We start from the raw sequence: 17,729 nt of genomic DNA on the forward strand, positions 1-17,729 counted from the left end.
GAAAACATAAATTTAATGTAATCCTAAAGATGCAAAAGAAATGAATCTTTGAGTGTCTGGCTCAAAAGCACAGGCGCCGAGCAAAGTCGCTAAAAAGTCCTGATGAGGTTTTATTAATGTTCTGCATTCAGTGTGAACAAACAATTCGAACTCCTGCCGGTAATGGTTGCTCCTATGCCCAGGGTATGTGTGGCAAAACGTCCGAGACTTCTGACTTACAGGACGTGCTGATCTACATGCTGCAAGGCGTATCCTGGTACGCAGAACGCGCTCGCGAGTTCGGTGTTGTGAACGCTGATGTTGACGGATTTGTACCTCGTGCGTTCTTCGCGACCCTGACGAACGTGAACTTTGACAACGATCGCATCGTTGCGCTGATTCGCGAAGCCAACACTGCCCGCGATCTGCTGAAGACGGCTTGCGCAGAAAAAGGCGCTAACCTGCTGGACGCTTCTCCAGCCGCTAACTTTGAACTGGCCGAAGATATGGCTGGTATGCTGCTGCAGGCTCCTGAAACTCTGCCTAACCGTGGCAAGGAAGAAGTAGGTGAAGACATCGTTGGTCTGCGCCTGCTGTGCCTGTATGGTCTGAAAGGGGCTGCTGCTTACATGGAGCACGCCCGTGTGCTGCACCAGCAAGACAACGAAATCTACGCAGAATTCCACAAGCACATGGCCTGGCTGGCTACTGACCCTGCAGACGTTGGTGCTCTGCTGGAATGCGCAATGGCTATCGGTCAGATGAACTACAAAGTTATGGCCATGCTGGATAAGGGCGAAACCGAAGCGTTCGGTCACCCTCAGCCTACTCAGGTGAACGTGAAGCCTGTTAAAGGTAAGTGCATCCTGGTTTCCGGTCACGACCTGATCGATCTGGAAGAGCTCCTGAAGCAGACTGAAGGCAAGGGCATCAACATTTACACCAACGGTGAAATGCTGCCAGCTCACGGTTATCCAGAGCTGAAGAAGTACAAGCACCTGGTTGGTAACTACGGTTCCGCATGGCAGAACCAGCAGCGTGAATTCGCTGACTTCCCTGGCCCCATCGTGATGACGTCTAACTGCATCATCGATCCAAACGTGGGTTCCTACGCTGATCGTATCTACACCCGTAACATCGTTGGCTGGCCTGGTGTTCAGCACATTGAAGGTGAAGACTTCTCTGCTGTTATCGAAAAAGCTCTGGACATGCCTGGATTTGAATACGAAGAGATTCCTCACAACATCCTGACCGGCTTTGCTCGCAACGCCCTGATGGAAGCTGCTCCTGCTGTGATCGACGCCGTTAAGGCTGGTGACATCAAGCACTTCTTCCTGATCGGTGGTTGTGATGGTGACAAGGCTGAACGTTCCTACTTCAAGGATTTCGCACAGTCTGTCCCTCAGGATTCCGTGATCCTGACTCTGGCTTGTGGCAAGTTCAAGTTCAACAAGCTGGACTTCGGTGACATCAACGGTATCCCACGTCTGCTTGACGTTGGTCAGTGCAACGATTCTTACTCTGCTATTCAACTGGCCCTGGCTCTGGCTGAAGCCTTTGAATGCGGTGTGAACGATCTGCCTCTGTCCCTGATTCTGTCCTGGTTCGAGCAGAAGGCCATTGTTGTTCTGCTGACCCTGCTGTCTCTGGGTATCAAAAACATCCACGTTGGTCCTACTGCTCCTGCGTTCCTGACCGACAACCTGCTGGGTGTTCTGGTTGATAAGTTCGACCTGAAACTGACCTCTACTGTAGAGCAGGACCTGGGCGCTATTCTGGGTACCGCTGCCTGATCCAGGTCGGTGAATAACGCGAGGCTCAGCTGTCTATTTCGAAGGCCATCCATGGCCTTTGAAATAGACAGTTGAGCCTCGCTTAATAATATTTGAGTTAATTTTGAGTTTCCGTTTTGAATTCCGAATCTAACAATGAAGCCCTGAATTGGGCACAGGCTCCTGTGTGGGAAAAAGGTAGTGTTGAACTGATTTGCCAGCAGGTGATTCGGGAAACTGCGGATATCTCTACCTTTGTGTTTCAAACCGAGCAGAAAACCCGTTTTCAGTTCAAGCCCGGTCAGTTCATTACCCTGATTCAGGAGATTGATGGAGAGAAGGTTTACCGTTCTTACTCCATGAGCTCCACGCCTTCCCGTCCTTACACCCTGAACCTGACGATTCAGCGTGTGGAAGGGGGCAAGATGTCCAACTGGCTGTTTGAAAATCTGAAGCCCGGTTCCCGTATTCAGGCGACCGGCCCGGACGGTGTATTCAACATTGTTGATATTCCGGCCAAAAAGGTTCTCTTCATCAGTGCCAGCAGTGGTATTACACCCGTGATGTCTATGTCCCGCTGGTTGCTGGATACCTGTGCTGATGCGGATATTCGTTTTCTGCATTGCGCGGCATCTGAATCCGGTGTGGTTTTCCGCCGTGAGCTGGAACTGCTGGATGCGCAGCATGACAATTTCAATCTCAGCACGGTTCTGGATGATCGTGATGGCCTGTTGAATCAGGAAATGCTGCAACAGCTTGTGCCTGATCTGCATTCCCGTGATCTGTTTATCTGTGGTTCTCCCGGTTATATCAACGCTGTCCGTGAGATGGTGGAAAGCGCTGGTTTTAATATGGACCAGTTCCATCAGGAGTTTTTCAACGCTGATACGATCAAGGAGATTGAAGAGCGTACGGAAGGGGCAACAGATGCTGAGGTTGCCGAAGGTTTTGAAGTGAAACTGGAAAAAACAGGCGCGGCCGTGACTGTTGACCCCAGTGAGTTGCTGGTGGATGTCCTGCAGGGGCAGGGGGCTCCTGTTATCGCGGCGTGCCGTGCGGGTGTGTGTGGCGCCTGCAAGGTTCAGATTCTCGATGGTGAAGTGGACAGCTCCAGCCAGATGACTTTAACGCCTGAGGAAATCGAGCAAGGCTATGTTCTTTCCTGCAGCTGCCGTGCTAAGTCGGATTTGAGTGTGAATATCTAAGCACTTCTTCTCAAAAGCACGGCCATGACGGCCTGCCTGACTGTTTTGTCAGGCAGGCCGTTTTTTATGGAACCAATTAAAATTCCCAGCCTCCAAAAACGTCAGTCATCGGCACGGACTTTTCAATATGCAGGCATCATGGCAACCTTCTTCACCTGATTGTGGAGCATTGACAAATTCACAGACTGATAAGACACTGAAAACCTCTGTTTTTGAGGGCCATGATGTTCGTCATTTAAACCGGAGTGAAGTCGTCAGGCTCTATTCCAGTGCATATCCCTCCCAGAGAGAGGTGAATAGTTGTTTGCAGCGTGTTCTCTCTGAACGTGGGCTGGATGCGGCGATTCATGCTCTCCATGAAACAGTGATTCAAACAGGTCACATTCAGGATGGCTGGCAACGCCATATCACTCATCGCACCCATACCGATGAAAACGATCAGGTGGCGTTTTACTCCATGGTGAACCATGGCCGCAGCCACTATTCCCGCACATATAGTCAACCTGCAGCTTACTTACCGGAAGGTGCTCTGTGCAAAATCTGCCCCCAGAATGTTGCCGATCCGAATAACAGCGCCAATGTTCATTTGCGTACGTTTGATATGACTTTGAATGGGGAAGCCTACTTTATTCAGCCCCCTCCTTATCCTTATGGTGAGTGCCATGTGATGCTGATAGAGCATCAGCATCGGGATATGCATCATGACGAGGGAAGCGTGAAGGCTAATCTTGAATTTCTTGACGGGGCTCCGGCTTTTACCGTGTGCCAGAACTCGGATATTCATGGCGCTGGAGCGACTATTCCCCAGCATCACCATGTGCCGGTTATGCGAAATTTCAGCCCTCCCGTTATGAGTGCTCAGCCTCTGCCTGCCTTTCATCTCACAGCTCAGGGAGTTGAACTGAATATTTTGGATTATCCCTTTACCACCATCAAGGTGACGACAAAAGATAAGGACACCATGGCGAAGGCTGTGGCCTCACTGATAGGCCATTGGAAACAAGGCGAAAAGGGCCGAATGCCAAATCGTACAGCCAATTATATTATGCGTAAGGGGGGCGATGAATATTGCGCCTGGGTTTTTATGCGTGATGTCAGCTATCAGCCAACGCAAGAGTTTCTGACCTTGAAGTCTGAGTACTGTGGCTATATCGATATAGCCGGTTGCCCGCTTTTATCCGACAAAAAGACAGAGGCAGAACAGGCTGTTTTCCTCGCCAGGTTGGAAGAAAACCCCCAGGTTGCCCAGACCATCCGTGCAGGGCTGAAACAACTCAGCCCTTTGAGTACGGACAGGCCTGATGAAATTCATTCGTTGCTACAGAGCTGTCTGGCAGATATTCACGCCAGAGCCTTTTGAATAACAGCAAGAGCGTCTGCAGGCAGGTCGAGCTTTAAAGCCGCCTGCTGGGCCTTGTCGGACATTTTGGCCCAGGTTTTCTGCACAATACTGATCACCTTTTCTTCCGGGTGTTTAGCTGCAAACGCTAAAAATCCGGTCTCAATAAAAACAAGGCAGGCGCAGTCTTCCAGTGCCTGCACTTCCTCATCCCGCTTTATGCCTTGTTTGCGAATGATCTTTTCCGTGCGGTTACAGCTTTCTTCGCTGTAGCCCTGTTCTTTCATGACGGTGGCCGCTTTGTCGGCGTGGAGTTTTCCCAGTGATGTTCGCCACTTTAAGTAGCCGGTTCTGTCCATAGGAAAGTCTGCGCGGGGGATTTCCCAGCGGCACAGGTGCTGGCTGCGCACGGCGATAGTGAGTTCTTCTGAAGCGTCAGGGTAAAGAGCTTCCAGCCAGCGGCTGCAGTTCTCTGCGTAAATCAGCTCTTCGGCTTTTCCATCAACCTGCTTTGGATCTTGAGCATGAAGGATGTCGATGGCATTCAGAGTGCTTTGGAGCAGGGACATAGCGACGACTCTCAGTGTTGTTATTGCTGTGCCTGTTTTACCCGTTTTTCAGAGGAATGTCAGGGCTGATGTTGCCAGAGTGGGGAGCCCATGGCTTTGAAGGCAGAGGGGTCGAGGCGAAGAATGCTGCTTTCTCCCTGCAGCATCAGAATAACGGCGCCGTCTATCATGCTGTTACAGATATCATGTGCAGTGCCATTGTCGTTAATCATGGCGGTGGTATGCAGGGCGCTGGTGCGGCCCTCTTCAAGAAGTTTGGACAGGGAATCGCCGGTGAGCAGATCCTGTCGGTAAATATCGGTTTTCAGCTCACTGATAGCCCGTGCGATATTTTCATCCCCCATGGAAAGGGTGCGGATACGACGTACCGTTGCAATGATCCGGTTTCTTAGCAGCCAGTAATGTTTACGAACCTGTGGTGTATCGTTGCGAATATGCCGTCTGAGGCTTTTCTGAAGAACTCGCAGATGTTTAATCGCAGACACAAAGTTATCGCAGGCGGTGCGGATAGCCAGAATGCTGGCTTTCTGTTCGGGGCCCACCATGGGTTCGAGCTGGTCGCAGAAATCGCAAATATCTTCATGGAGACCACGAATCTGCAGTTTGTAGAGCTTGCCAATACGCCAGTTTGGCCAAGGGGGGACAGATTCTGGCAGTGGATTATCACCTTCCGTGTACAGCATGCCGTTTTCCACATAAAGACCAAAACCAATCAGAGCGACAGAGCGTCTGTAAAGTCGCCTGGCTTCTGTTTCCAGTGCGATCAGAGCAGCGTCGGGATGCTGCAGGGCGGCAGATGTGAGCAGTTGGGCGCGTGCAGGCTGTTGGTCGGGGAGTGGAATCTCAAGTTCGTTATGTTCTGTTTTATCCTGAAACAGTCTGGAGAGGGCGTTAGACAGCGCTGTTAATGCTGGCAGCGTGAGTATGGCGCTCATGATGTTAAACAGGCTGTGAAACAGTGCCAGCTGGAGCATAAGGGAATCGCTGACTCCCAGGGTTGAAGACAGGCTCTGCGTCAGGTTTGTCCAGAGGGGGAATGTAACCAGAATCAGCAATCCGGTTATCACCTTCACCAGAGCGTTTGCCAAGGCTAACCTGCGCCCGTTGCTGTTGGCACTGATAGAGGCCAGAGCGGCAGTCGCTGTTGTGCCGATATTGGTGCCAATACACAAAGCCAGAGACTGTTCAAAGCCAATCAGTCCATTGGCCATAGCTGCTATCACCAGCACCAGAAGAGCATGGCTGGATTGCATCAGAACCGTCAGTAGCGTGCCGGCCAGCACACCACCCAGCAGGCCGTAATCGGTGGTTAACAGGGAAAGGTCCCCGGCTTCAGACATCCCGTTTCGAATATAGTGAATCCCCAGAAACAGAAAGCCGATGCCCAGCAATACGTAACCTGTTCCTTTGGAGCGGCGGTTATTCTGCAGTTGCAGCAGCGTCCCCATCACCAGCAGCGGCATGGCGTAGTGACTGATGGCAACCTTCATACCAAACGCTGCCATCAGCCAGGTGCCAGCAGTCGATCCCAGCCCTGCACCGACAACAAGGGCAATGCCCATACTCAGGCTGATAAGCCCGGTACTGACAAAGGAGACGGTGATAACAGAGCTGAGGGAGCTGGATTGCAAAACGCTGGTGGAAACCACTCCGGTCAGGTAGCTGCTCCAGCGGTTACGGGTGGTTTTTCTAAGAACCCGAGAGAGTAAGCCACCGCTGGCCTCCCGGAAGCCCTGTTCCAGACACAACATGCCAAACAGGAACATGGAGATTCCGGCAATTACCGTAAGAATATCCGGATGGAACAGAAAGCTGAAAATCAGTAGCAGCGTGATTGTGGTAAAGAAAAGCTTGCGAAACATGAAGGTGAAACCTGATGCGCCAATACCCGGCAGTAAAATCCTGCAACAAAAGGGTATCGGCGGCTCTTCAGGTTTCTGGAGTTATTCATCCACCTTAGGAGGGAGCGGGTATAGGCTACTAAATAGCGCCAGATTGAGCCTGTAGCCCTCAAGCACTTCTGTTTTGAATTCCTCAACGCGGTGTGGGTAGAGTTCATTTACATTATCAATGAGTTTTCGCATGCGGTTCTGGAGCGCTAATCTTTCTGCTTCGTTCAGGAATGAATAACGTCGGGATAGCCTCTCTGGAATCCCTGCCTGATCCAGCTTTGGGTGAAGAATTGTGCTGGCTGCCAGATCACCCCCAAACAGTACAAAAATATGGGCCAGAAGCAGTACGTCATCACCCTGAATGCCCTCAACACGTTGAATGTAATTGCTCAGGCTTTCGTTTGAATCCAGTGTTGTGCGATAGCCATCGTCAAGGAACTCCATGACAACCTCTTGGGATATATCCCGTTTTGCTTCACGTAGGAACTCACTTAATCCGGGAAGGTCTTCATGATCTTTGGCGGCTTCAAGAATACTGTAAATTTCAAGAATGGCGTACTGGAAAAAAGCATACTCCTGCTGTGAAATTGCTGCTGTGAAGATGGCGTTCATTAATGGACTTTTTACAGCTTTTTTGTGGTACTCACTGGCGAAATCTCTGACAGATTGAATGAAAGAGGATACTGGTGTTGCTGCTTGTGTCGGTATGGGGACAGGTGGCTCTGTAAAGATGGTTGTATCTTTTGCTATGCGTGAAGTGGAGTCCACGACACCATTAATGCTCGGAAGGAGCGAGGAAGACCTTTTTGAGCCTAACTGCATCCCATGATCCAGCTTATGAGCCAGATCTGCAGCAACTTTACCCTCTTCGGTGGCAGATGCTGTCTGAATTATCAGGTAAAAACTGGATAGGACAAGAGCACGGCGCAGGTGCTTGATTCTTAAAGATCCATTTTCTTTCTTCATGGTGATTCACCTGGCTGTTGTCTGTCACAGAGCAGCAATTCAGGCGCTTAAGAACCCAAGCCATTGTTTTGTATGGTTCAGGTACTTAAAAGATCACTGATCTTACGCCCAGACAGGAAGAAAAGTAGACGAGATCTGTACGATTGGTAACCGTTTTTTAGCGACTTCGGTCAGTGGGATTTCATGTGGTCGTATCCTGTTTTTTTACCCCATCAAATACCTCAATATCCAACTCGTCCTCACTCTTGGATACCAGAATATTCACCATAATATCGCCGGTGATATTCACGGTGGTACGCGCCATATCGAGAATACGATCGATACCTGCAATCAGAGCAACCCCTTCCACGGGCAGACCAACGGTGGTGAGCACCAGTGTGAGCATAATCAGCCCGCCGCCGGGAATGCCCGCTGTGCCAATAGAGGCAAGAGTGGCAGTGGCAATGATGGTGAGATAGTCTGCCGTGGAGAGATCGATACCGTAAGCCTGTGCGATAAACAGCGCCGTCACGCCCTGATAAAGGGCCGTACCATCCATATTGATGGTGGCACCCAGTGGCAGAATAAAACAGGAAGTGGATGCAGATGCCCCCAAACGCCGGGAGCAGTGCAAACTCATAGGCAGAGTACCTGCACTGCTGGATGTGGTGAAGGCGATCATCTGGGCATCAAATACCACTTTGAAAAAACGCAGCGGGCTGACCTTACCCAAAGCCTTCAGGCAGAAACCATAAAATCCATACAAATGCAGCAGGGTGGCGATATACACCGCCACAATCACTTTCAATAGGGGAAGAAGTACATCAACGCCATAGGTACCAGCCAGCCATGCCATCAATCCGAATACGCCATAGGGAGCACATTTCATCACCAGTTCGGTGAGTTTGTACATGGCTTCAGCAAGGCTGGTGAATACGGCAATGGCCGGTTTGCCTTTCTCACCAGTCAGAGACAGTGAAATCCCCAGAGCCAGTGCAAAGATGATGATCTGCAGAATATCCCCCCGAGCCATAGACTCCACCGGATTCTGAGGAATCAGTGCCACAATCGTATTGATCAGAGAAGGGGTTTCCTGATTGCCAACAGGCTGCTGTGCCACAAGGCTGATGCCACTTCCCGGTTGTACCACATAGCCGAACAGCAGACCAAGAGTAATAGCGATGGTTGTTGTGGCCAGATAGAGCGCCAGCGTTTTTATACCGATGCGCCCCATCTTTGCAGTGTCTTCCATAGCGGTGACTCCCACTACCAGAGAACAGAAAACCAGTGGTACGATCAGCATCTTGATGGCATTTACAAACAGCGTGCCGATGGGCTTCAGGGCTTGTGCGCTTTCTCCCAGCCAACCCCCCACGGACAGACCAAGTACCATGGCAACAATGATTTGAAGCCAGATTGGCTGATTATTCCAGCGATGCCAAAGGGAAGGCGGTTTATTGTTCGGTCCGGATGGTGTTCTGCTTATTGATTTCGTCATTAGTCGTTGGTGTTTTATGCAATTGTTGTAAGAATAGAGGGCGCTGACGGAAATACTTACAGCAACAGATTTGGAAAAGAGATGGCGGGCGAACGTTTACTGAATTACCGGCAATATGGCCAACCGGGTGAAGGTCAAACACCAGTGATTATTGTTCACGGATTGTTTGGCAGTATGGATAACCTGTCTCCGACAGCCCGCAGGCTGGCTGAGTCACGATGGGTTGTGGCCGCTGATTTAAGAAATCATGGCCGCTCCTTCCATGATGCGCAGATGTCGTACTCGCTTATGGCTGAAGATATTCTGGCCTTGATGGATCATCTGGAGATAGACGAAGTGGCTGTGATCGGCCACTCCATGGGAGGCAAAGTGGCCATGCAGCTGGCACTGATGGCTCCTGAAAGAGTGGCTGCGGTTGTGGTTGGTGATATTGCCCCAGTGGATTACCTGCCGGGGCACGATGATGTGCTGGCAGCCATCAGAAGCTACAAACCGGAGCAGGCGCTGTCCCGTACAGAGGCCGATCAACAGTTTGCGCACCACATTGCAGAACCGGCAGTACGGCAGCTGTTGATTAAAAACCTGATGCGCAATGAGCGTGGTGAGTTTGTCTGGCGAATCAATGCCAGCGGGTTGCTGGAGAATTATGACAACATCAAAGCAGCTCCCGTATTCAACCACTCAACCTTTGATAAGCCAGTTCTGTTTATCAAAGGCAGCGAGTCTGAATATCTGCAGCCAGAACACAAAGCGATTATTGGTTGCTACTTCCCCAAGGCAGAGCTAAAGGTGGTTTCCGGGGCGGGGCACTGGTTCCATGCCGAAAAACCGGATGTGTTTAACGGCATTGTGGAACGCTTTCTCAATACTCTCTAATGATTTCTATGGAGGCTGGCATCAGTGGTACCAGTCTTCATCTTCTTCGAAATCTTCAAAGTCATCTTCGTCGTACTCGTCGCCCAGGGCGTCTTTCAGATTCTTGCGCTCGAAATAGTGATCGATGCCTTTGCGAATGCTGCGGGCACGTTTGCGTTTGCATTTTGAGTGCCGGGATTTTTTGCGGCGTATTTCCAGTCCACCAGGAAGGCCGTCATCAGGTGAGAGACTCTCAGAGTCTGTGGTTGCACGAGGCATGGTCCAGTTCCTTTGTACTACTTGTCTCAATTCTTACTTTAGAAAACAGACATGCATGCGAGGGCGCTGGATGTATAACTAATCAGAATAAGGAAGAAGTGCTTGTTTTCGCTGGGTTTTGAAGCACGCGAAGATGTCAATATCCCGACTGGGATCTGTCTGGCAGCCAGCTTCCTTCCGGCAGTCTGCAGACTTCCGTCTCAATGGCACCGTCCGGGTAAAGGCGCAGGCGGCGATAACCGGGCTGACGATCATCCACGGCAAAGCCTTCTGCGCCGGGCTGGAACTGAACGCAGGTGGAAGGCACGCCAAGTACCCGCACGCCCTGGTGGACAATATCCCGCTCCTGGTGAGTATGGCCGTGGATAATGGCCTGCACCTGTGGATAACCCTTCAGTAAGGTGAACACAGCTTCACGGTTGCGCAGGGCGATATCATCCATCCAGCGGCTCTTTACAGAAACCGGGTGGTGGTGCATGGCGACCACAGTGGGGTGCTCCTGAAACGCAACCAGCTGGCTTTCAAAGCGATCAAGTTCTTCGGAGGTAAGAAGGCCATGGATTTCGCCATTGGTCTGGGTATTGAGCATCAGAATAACCCAGTTACCTATCTGGATATGGTCAGGAAACAGGGGGGCAAACTGGTGAACAGCATCACCCAGGCCGCTCATATCATCGTGATTGCCACGTAGCCAGGAAAAAGGTGCTGTAAAGGCTGAAAGCACATGTTGGCAATATTTATAGGATTCAAGGCTGTTATCCTGGGATATATCACCTGTGACGAGGATGTGGTCGATGGCAGGTTCCTGATCTTTCACCATGGCGGCAACATGGGCAAATGCGCTGTTTGTGCGAATGCCCATAAGATGACTGGCATCATCTGCGAACAGGTGGCAGTCACTCAGCTGTATCAGGTTAACTGGACGCTGCAGCACGATTTTCGACCCATATTGTTAGTGTTGGACAAAGACCCACGAAGATAATAACGGTCAACAAGGCCAGACTCCAGCGTGGTTCTGTTAAAGAGTTGGCGTTTTGCCCGCTTGCAGGCAGTGTTGCAGCCACTCCGATAGCAGCTTGTTGAGCTGGTGTTTCTCATCAGGCTGGTACATCTCAGGGTTTGGGTAACTGTATCGGGCATCTAACCCCCGATGATGGTCTGCAGCAACAACTTCCGCCATACGCACATCATGATACAAACGCACGGACAGATTGGGCAGGGGAAGCCATCTGTGGAAGGGCTGAACCAGTGAGAGGTGCAGAAGTGTTGTGTATTTCGTTTGCTCCCGAATCTCCAGACAGGCCTCGGCTTCATGCCCCTGCATTTCAATATTTATGAAGCGTTGTGTTCCAGCAGGGCCTCGTGGAGTGATACGCAGGATGCGCAGGTAGTTTGCATCACACACCGCCTGCAGCCCGGTCAAGTCCACGTGGTAACGTGAACGCTGTCGGTTTTGATTGCGAGTTGTGTGTAAAAGCATAAGGGTACTCGCCTGAATTCTTCTTCGTATTATACGCGACAGGCTTTTTGCATTCATCAAAATACAAATTGATGATAAATATCAGTTTGGTTTTGGAAGACTAAGTGTTACTTTTGCGCATTTGCAGGCAAAAACCTGCGTCTTTTCGCTATTAATCTGGGGAATGTGGCTGTTTCCCGACAGGCGACCCTTCAATAAATTACAGGCATAGATACAGGATTCGAATGATGGCATCCAAGCGATTGCTGGTCGGAATCGGTGCAGCAGTGATGGCACTGAGTGGAACAATTCAGGCTCAGGAGTCCGCTGACCTCCTGAAGGTTTATGAACTGGCACTGAAAAATGATGCAGACCTGGCAGCGGCGCAGGCTTCCTTTAAAGCTTCCAGCGAATCTGTGAACCAGAGTCGTGCACTGCTTCTGCCCAGTATTGGCGTGCAGGCGAATACAGCCTATCAGCGTGATTGGAATGTAGGCCAAGGAGCTACTGCAACTAGCGACTACAACCATCATGGGTGGGGGGCGACTTTAACGCAACCTCTCTTCAACCTTTCATCTTGGTTCAACTTTGAACGCACCGGCATTCTGACTGAACAGGCTCGTCAAGTACTGGCCGTTGAACAGCAGAGCCTGATTATGCGCGTATCTGAAGCCTACTTTAATGTCCTGCGTGCAGAAGATGCCCTGTCTACGGCTCAGGCCGAAGAGCGTGCCGTACAGCGCCAGCTGGAACAAACCCAACAGCGCTTCGAAGTAGGCCTGATTGCCGAGACAGATGTTCTGGAAGCCCGTGCCGCTTATGATGGTGCCCGAGTGGCCCGTATTCAGGCAAACAATCAGGTGTCTGTCTCTCTGGAAAACCTGCGTACCCTGACCAATGTTTACATCGGTGATCTGGTAAAGCTGGATAAGACCATGCCAGTGGCTACGCCAGCTCCTCTGGTTGTTGAACAGTGGGTCAACACCTCTATTGCACAAAACCTGACGTTGAAAGCGGCCCGTGAAGGTGTGTCTGCGGCTGAGTCTCAGCTGAAGGTGAGTCGCTCTGGTCACGCTCCCACACTGAGTTTCGAAGCATCATTTAATCATGATGTAAGACACTCCGGTGACTCCGGTCCTGACAACAAGAAAAATTCAACAATCTACGGTCTGAAAGCCAGCCTGCCCATTTTCAGCGGCGGTGGCACCAGCTCCAAGGTTCGTGAATCCGGCTACCGTCTGGAAGAGAGTCAGATGAAGTACGACAGCAGCCTGCGCCAGGTAACGGCGAATACCCGAAACCTGTTTAACACTGTCAATGCAGACGTTGAACGCGTGGATGCCCGTTGTCAGGGTATTGTTTCTGCCAGCAGTGCACTGAAGGCCACCCAGAGTGGTTATGAAGTGGGCACCCGCAACATTGTGGATGTTCTGGATGCCCAGAAGAGCCTTTACGGTGCTCAGCGTGATTATCTGAACGCGCGCTACGACTTCATCATCAACACCCTGAAACTGAAGCAGACGGCTGGTACTCTGAGCCCTCAGGATCTGAAAGACCTGAATGCCTGGATTCGTGCCAGCAAGGACGATGATCTGACTCCGGTCTGTAAGAAGGACGCTTAACCCTTCCGGTGTTCCTATAAAAAGAGGCCATAAACCTGTGGGGTTTATGGCCTCTTTTTTTATGTTTATGACTTAGCTGATAAGAGCTTGCGCCAGCATTAACTGGCGATCCAATGCGCCACGGTTTTTATTCATCACCCCAAGGGCATTGCTGCCAGCCTTTTGGGCTGCCTGTTCATTGGTGAATATCATCTGGGCATGGCGAGCCAGCTCAGAGCTGGAGTGAACGGTGGTGAGTGCACCGGCGTTTTCCATAGTGGCTGTCACTTCCGTGAAGTTAAATACATGGGGGCCAGAGACAATCGGTAAGCCTAAAGCTGCAGGCTCCAGTGGATTGTGGCCACCGTGTTCCACCAGACTTCCTCCTACAAACGCAAGGTCCGCTGTGGCATACATGCGCAGCAGCTCACCCATTGTGTCCCCCAGCAGTACATCGGTATCGGGTGTGACGGTGTCGTTTGTACTCCGGCGACTTACTTGCCAGCCTTCGTTCTTGAGCAGGCCGTAAACCGGATCAAACCGTTCCAGATGTCGTGGCACCAGAACCAGCAAAATATCGGGGAGCGTGCGACGTATCTCTTTGAAGGCTTCGAGAATCTGTTCGTCTTCCCCTGGATGGGTGCTGGCTGCAATAAAAATACGTGCCTGTTGTGAACGGCCTGTCAGCCACTGCTCCCGGAGTGTTTGCCCTTCCTGTTTGAGAACGTCTGAAATCACAAGATCGTACTTGAGAGTGCCTGTTACCTGCATGCGGGCTCTTGGGAAACCCAGTTCAGTAAAGCGGCGGGCGTCGTCTTCCGATTGCGCCGCAATAAAGGAGAGCTTCTGCAACATATTACGGGTGAGGGAACCCAGACGACCATAGCCTCGGGCAGAACGTTCCGACAGACGGGCATTGGTCAGAAGTACCGGAATGTTGCGGTTATGGCAGGCTGCGATGGTGTTGGGCCAGAGTTCGGTTTCCATGACTACGGCCAGCTCCGGCTTGATGTGGTTCAGAAAGCGACTGATGGCACCTGGAAGGTCGTAGGGGGCATACACATGGTAAACAGTATCGCCATACAGCTTGCGTACCTGCTCCGAGCCGGTGGGGGTCATGGTGGTGACAACAACCTGATGCTTGGGGTACATGGCAATGAGCCTTTTCACTAAAGGCGCAGCCGCAATAGATTCCCCCACTGATACCGTATGCACCCAAATGGCTTTTCCGCTGCTTTTGCTGGCCGGAAAAGGCGGCAGGCTCAGGCCAAACCTTTCATGCCAGCGTCTGGCATAGGCCGGTGCACGCCAGGCACGATAGAGAAGGCGCAGAACAACAAGGGGTAAAGCAAGGTAGAAGATCAGTGTGTAAACGAAACGGGACATTGGCAGCCGCTTTCCTGTATGGGACAGCCATTATCCGTGAGAGCCAGGACCTTTGTCTATTTTGTCTTCGTACAGGAATCATCTTCACATCAGGCTTGTATTCGAGCGCCTTAACCCTTATTTATACAGCCAAATCTCTTATCTGACAGGTAGCTAACAGCTAATGAACCATGTCATCGAAGCTGACGTTACAATCGTTGGCGGTGGTATTGCAGGCCTGTGGTTATTTCGGCGCCTGAACAACCTGGGTTACAAAGCACTCCTTCTTGAAAACGAAACACTGGGCGGTGGGCAAACCATCAAATCCCAGGGCATTATCCACGGCGGTATCAAGTATGCGCTGTCCGGAAACCTGACCAAAGCCTCTGAATGTATCGCTGGTATGCCGGCGCGCTGGATGGCTGCCATTAAGGGTGAAGGAGAACTGGATCTGACCTCTGTGCGGATTCTGTCCGATCACCAGTATATGTGGACGCCGGGCGGCTTCGGCTCCCGCATGGCGGCCTTCTTTGGCAGCAAGGCACTGCGCGGGCGGGTAGATTCCGTATCCCGTAGCGAGCTGCCAGAAGCGTTCAATACCCCTGCTTTCAAAGGCAAACTCTATAAACTCAACGAGAGTATTCTGGACATTGAAAGTGTTGTAAAGGCACTGGTTAAAGGGCTGGAAGATCGCATCATCAAGGTGGATTGGGAAACCGACACCACACTCAAACTGAACGATGATAAATCCATCGCTGGCATTGAGATGGTGCGTGGCGATGATCACTACACCATCGACGCCAAACAGTATGTGTTCACCGCTGGGGAAGGCACCGGTGATTTACTGGATCGCTGGCAGCTGGATGCTCCTGCCATGCAATTGCGCCCGCTGCACATGGTTATGGTGGAGCATGATTTTCCCCACCCGGTGTATGCCCACTGTGTCAGCACCGATATTCTTCCTCGCCTGACTATGACCAGCCATCCCTCCGAGAATGGCCGCTGGGTGTGGTACATGGGCGGCGAACTGGCCGAAGCTGGCGTAAAGCGTGATGCCGATGAGCAGATTGCACTGGCTAAGAAAGAGCTGAAGAAGCTGCTGCCCTGGGTGGATCTGGGCAACGCACGCTGGGGCACTTTGCGTGTTAACCGTGCTGAACCCAAGCAGAACAAACTGCTGCGCCCCGACGCTGCTTACTGCAAACAGATTCACAACGGCATGGTCACCTGGCCCACCAAACTGGCGCTGGCTCCCAACCTGACGGATGAAGTGATTCGCAATCTGGACGCCAAGGGCATCAAACCAGAAGGTAATGAAGGTTTTATCGCTCCCAATCAACCTCGCCCGGAGATTACCAAACCTTTCTGGCACGGTCGCCTGCAGGACTAAAACATGACAACAGATAACCACTGGCTACGCCCGGTTGCGGATACTGGCCTGACTGTTTCTGCGGTCGGCTTTGGAACCGTAAAACTTGGCCGTAACGAGCAGGTGAAATACCCCACGTCTTTCAAAATTCCTGACGATGGGGAAGCCTTGAACCTGCTGGCTCAGGCGCGGGATCTTGGTATCAATCTGCTGGATACCGCTCCGGCCTACGGCACCAGCGAGGAGCGACTGGGCAAACTGTTGCAGGGGCAGCGTGATCAGTGGGTTATCTGCAGCAAGGTGGGGGAAGAGTTTGAAAACGGTCAATCCCGCTTTGACTTCACCCCCGAGCATATTCGTTTCAGCATCGAGCGCAGCCTGAAGCGTCTGAATACTGATTGCGTGGATATGGTGCTGGTGCACTCCGATGGCAATGACGTGGATGTGATTCGTCAATACGGCTGCCTGGAAGTGCTTGCGGACCTGAAAAAAGAAGGGTTGATTCGTGCCAGCGGCATGTCTACCAAAACCGTAGACGGTGGCATTCTGGCGCTGGAGCAGTCTGACTGCGCCATGGTAACCTGGAACCTGAACGAGCAGGGTGAGAAAGCTGTGCTTGATTTTGCACACCAGCAGAATAAGTCCATTCTGGTTAAGAAAGCGCTGGCCAGTGGCCATTTGTGTATGGACGGGGAAGACCCGGTGCAGGCCAGCATGAACTTTGTGTTTTCACATCCCGGCGTGACCAGTGCTGTACTTGGGACGATCAACCCCAAGCACATGGCCCAGAATGTGAACGCGGTAAAAGTGGCTCTTATCTAAATGCTCCAATGTCTGCGCAGGGAACCTGCAGATCACTTCCGTACCCGGCAAGTCAGCCTGAGCGCAGAGGGAGAACTCTGCGCTTACGGCGCCCCCCTTTCTTTTGATGATGTTCAGGCTCTGCGTCAGAAAGGACGTATTGAAGAGAAGGATGGCAAGCGTGTATTTGCCAACCTGGGTGTTTCCCTCCAGCTGATTGTCTCTTGTGCTTCCCGCAGAGCTCTGGTGCTTGTGGAACAGCGGGGCGTGCTCAAACTGGTATCGGGTTATGTGCCGCAAGAGCATCTGGATAACCCGCTCACAACGGCATGGGCCGAGTTAATGGAAGAGGTTTTACCGTTTGTGGGTGGGCAGTGCCACGGGTTCTCTGTTGCAGGATGCCCACTGCCTGACCCTTACTCTCTGGAGCGCCTTCCTTCACTGTCAGTGAGGCAAGGACACCCACTGTTTGAGAGTGGGCTTTGCATTCGTTCAACCCGTTGGCCAGTAAAAGGATACATTCACGAACCAACGGCCAGTTTGCAGCTTGTTTACCCTGTTGAAGTGGCGTTACCGGAACATGTGACTCTGCTTCATGTGGAGGACACCTTTGATACCACAACTGATGAGCTGCTCAGTATTCTGCAGGATGATTCTTATGTTGTGTTGATGGCTCTGGATGAAAACAATCAGACCACAGATGAACTCTTCACGTTACAAAATGGTGAATGGCTTCCTTTTGATCGAGGAGACTTGCAGTTTTCTGAATTTTTTATTGGTCTCTCTCAAGGTTAAAACCAC

The 17,729-nt window shown here is 51.5% G+C and carries 16 protein-coding genes; 8 read left to right on the forward strand and 8 right to left on the reverse strand.

Features of this window, described 5'->3' with window-relative positions; all coding sequences use genetic code 11:
- Window positions 1-116 precede the first annotated feature (116 nt).
- The 3 genes from hcp to E1189_RS19050 all read left to right on the forward strand — a co-directional run bounded on the left by hcp (window position 117) and on the right by E1189_RS19050 (window position 4,316).
- Window positions 117-1,772 carry a hydroxylamine reductase gene (gene hcp / locus E1189_RS19040; protein WP_155162478.1) on the forward strand — a complete coding sequence of 552 codons (1,656 nt, stop codon included), beginning with the start codon at window positions 117-119 and terminating at the stop codon, window positions 1,770-1,772.
- Between the two features lie 116 nt (window positions 1,773-1,888).
- The gene (locus E1189_RS19045) at window positions 1,889-2,956 is read left to right on the forward strand and encodes an FAD-binding oxidoreductase (RefSeq protein ID WP_155162480.1); all 1,068 of its coding nucleotides are present in this window, start codon (window positions 1,889-1,891) and stop codon (window positions 2,954-2,956) included.
- 304 nt (window positions 2,957-3,260) lie between these two features.
- On the forward strand, window positions 3,261-4,316 hold the full coding sequence (locus E1189_RS19050) for a hypothetical protein (RefSeq protein WP_155162482.1): 1,056 nt from the start codon (window positions 3,261-3,263) through the stop codon (window positions 4,314-4,316).
- Here E1189_RS19050 and E1189_RS19055 read toward each other — a convergent pair.
- The 4 genes from E1189_RS19055 to E1189_RS19070 form a co-directional block, all read right to left on the reverse strand.
- Entirely contained in the window at window positions 4,298-4,864 is a 567-nt protein-coding gene (locus E1189_RS19055; RefSeq protein WP_155162485.1) for a DUF4202 domain-containing protein, read from the reverse strand. The two genes, E1189_RS19050 and E1189_RS19055, sit on opposite strands and share 19 nt — an antisense overlap.
- A 59-nt stretch (window positions 4,865-4,923) precedes the next feature.
- A complete protein-coding gene (locus E1189_RS19060; protein ID WP_155162487.1) occupies window positions 4,924-6,726 on the reverse strand; it encodes a Na/Pi cotransporter family protein in 1,803 nt (600 codons plus the stop codon).
- 81 nt (window positions 6,727-6,807) lie between these two features.
- Window positions 6,808-7,722: a biliverdin-producing heme oxygenase gene (locus E1189_RS19065; protein ID WP_155162489.1), complete on the reverse strand. Its 915-nt coding sequence runs from the start codon at window positions 7,720-7,722 to the stop codon at window positions 6,808-6,810.
- A 181-nt stretch (window positions 7,723-7,903) separates the two neighbouring features.
- Window positions 7,904-9,199 carry a dicarboxylate/amino acid:cation symporter gene (locus tag E1189_RS19070; protein ID WP_155162492.1) on the reverse strand — a complete coding sequence of 432 codons (1,296 nt, stop codon included), beginning with the start codon at window positions 9,197-9,199 and terminating at the stop codon, window positions 7,904-7,906.
- 81 nt (window positions 9,200-9,280) lie between these two features.
- Here E1189_RS19070 and E1189_RS19075 point away from each other — a divergent pair, with 81 nt between their 5' ends.
- Window positions 9,281-10,075, forward strand: a complete 795-nt coding sequence (locus E1189_RS19075; RefSeq protein ID WP_155162494.1) for an alpha/beta fold hydrolase — start codon at window positions 9,281-9,283, stop codon at window positions 10,073-10,075.
- 21 nt (window positions 10,076-10,096) lie between these two features.
- Here E1189_RS19075 and E1189_RS19080 read toward each other — a convergent pair whose 3' ends face one another.
- The 3 genes from E1189_RS19080 to E1189_RS19090 all read right to left on the reverse strand — a co-directional run bounded on the left by E1189_RS19080 (window position 10,097) and on the right by E1189_RS19090 (window position 11,813).
- Window positions 10,097-10,333: a PA3496 family putative envelope integrity protein gene (locus E1189_RS19080; RefSeq protein WP_155162497.1), complete on the reverse strand. Its 237-nt coding sequence runs from the start codon at window positions 10,331-10,333 to the stop codon at window positions 10,097-10,099.
- Window positions 10,334-10,469: 136 nt separating this feature from the next.
- The gene (gene cpdA, locus E1189_RS19085) at window positions 10,470-11,267 is read right to left on the reverse strand and encodes a 3',5'-cyclic-AMP phosphodiesterase (protein ID WP_155162499.1); all 798 of its coding nucleotides are present in this window, start codon (window positions 11,265-11,267) and stop codon (window positions 10,470-10,472) included.
- Window positions 11,268-11,351: 84 nt separating this feature from the next.
- Window positions 11,352-11,813 (reverse strand): DUF1249 domain-containing protein, encoded by a 462-nt coding sequence (locus tag E1189_RS19090; RefSeq protein ID WP_155162501.1) that lies wholly within the window; start codon window positions 11,811-11,813, stop codon window positions 11,352-11,354.
- Between the two features lie 224 nt (window positions 11,814-12,037).
- On the opposite strand from E1189_RS19090, the gene E1189_RS19095 reads away from it, so the two are divergent.
- Window positions 12,038-13,414: a TolC family outer membrane protein gene (locus E1189_RS19095; RefSeq protein WP_155162503.1), complete on the forward strand. Its 1,377-nt coding sequence runs from the start codon at window positions 12,038-12,040 to the stop codon at window positions 13,412-13,414.
- Window positions 13,415-13,486: 72 nt separating this feature from the next.
- Here E1189_RS19095 and waaA read toward each other — a convergent pair whose 3' ends face one another.
- Entirely contained in the window at window positions 13,487-14,779 is a 1,293-nt protein-coding gene (waaA, locus tag E1189_RS19100; protein WP_155162505.1) for a lipid IV(A) 3-deoxy-D-manno-octulosonic acid transferase, read from the reverse strand.
- A gap of 163 nt (window positions 14,780-14,942) precedes the next feature.
- Between waaA and E1189_RS19105 the strand changes: the two genes are divergently transcribed.
- Genes E1189_RS19105 through E1189_RS19115 form a run of 3 tightly spaced genes read left to right on the forward strand, consistent with a single transcriptional unit; the run spans window position 14,943 to window position 17,723 of the window.
- Window positions 14,943-16,148, forward strand: coding sequence for an FAD-dependent oxidoreductase (locus E1189_RS19105; RefSeq protein WP_155162507.1), 1,206 nt, complete (start codon window positions 14,943-14,945; stop codon window positions 16,146-16,148).
- Window positions 16,149-16,151: 3 nt separating this feature from the next.
- The gene (locus E1189_RS19110; protein WP_155162509.1) at window positions 16,152-16,949 is read left to right on the forward strand and encodes an aldo/keto reductase; all 798 of its coding nucleotides are present in this window, start codon (window positions 16,152-16,154) and stop codon (window positions 16,947-16,949) included.
- Window positions 16,950-17,723 carry a hypothetical protein gene (locus E1189_RS19115; protein ID WP_155162511.1) on the forward strand — a complete coding sequence of 258 codons (774 nt, stop codon included), beginning with the start codon at window positions 16,950-16,952 and terminating at the stop codon, window positions 17,721-17,723. It begins immediately after the preceding gene.
- Window positions 17,724-17,729 lie beyond the last annotated feature (6 nt).

This window comes from Parendozoicomonas verongulae (genome assembly GCF_009711465.1).
Lineage (GTDB): Bacteria > Pseudomonadota > Gammaproteobacteria > Pseudomonadales > Endozoicomonadaceae > Sansalvadorimonas > Sansalvadorimonas verongulae.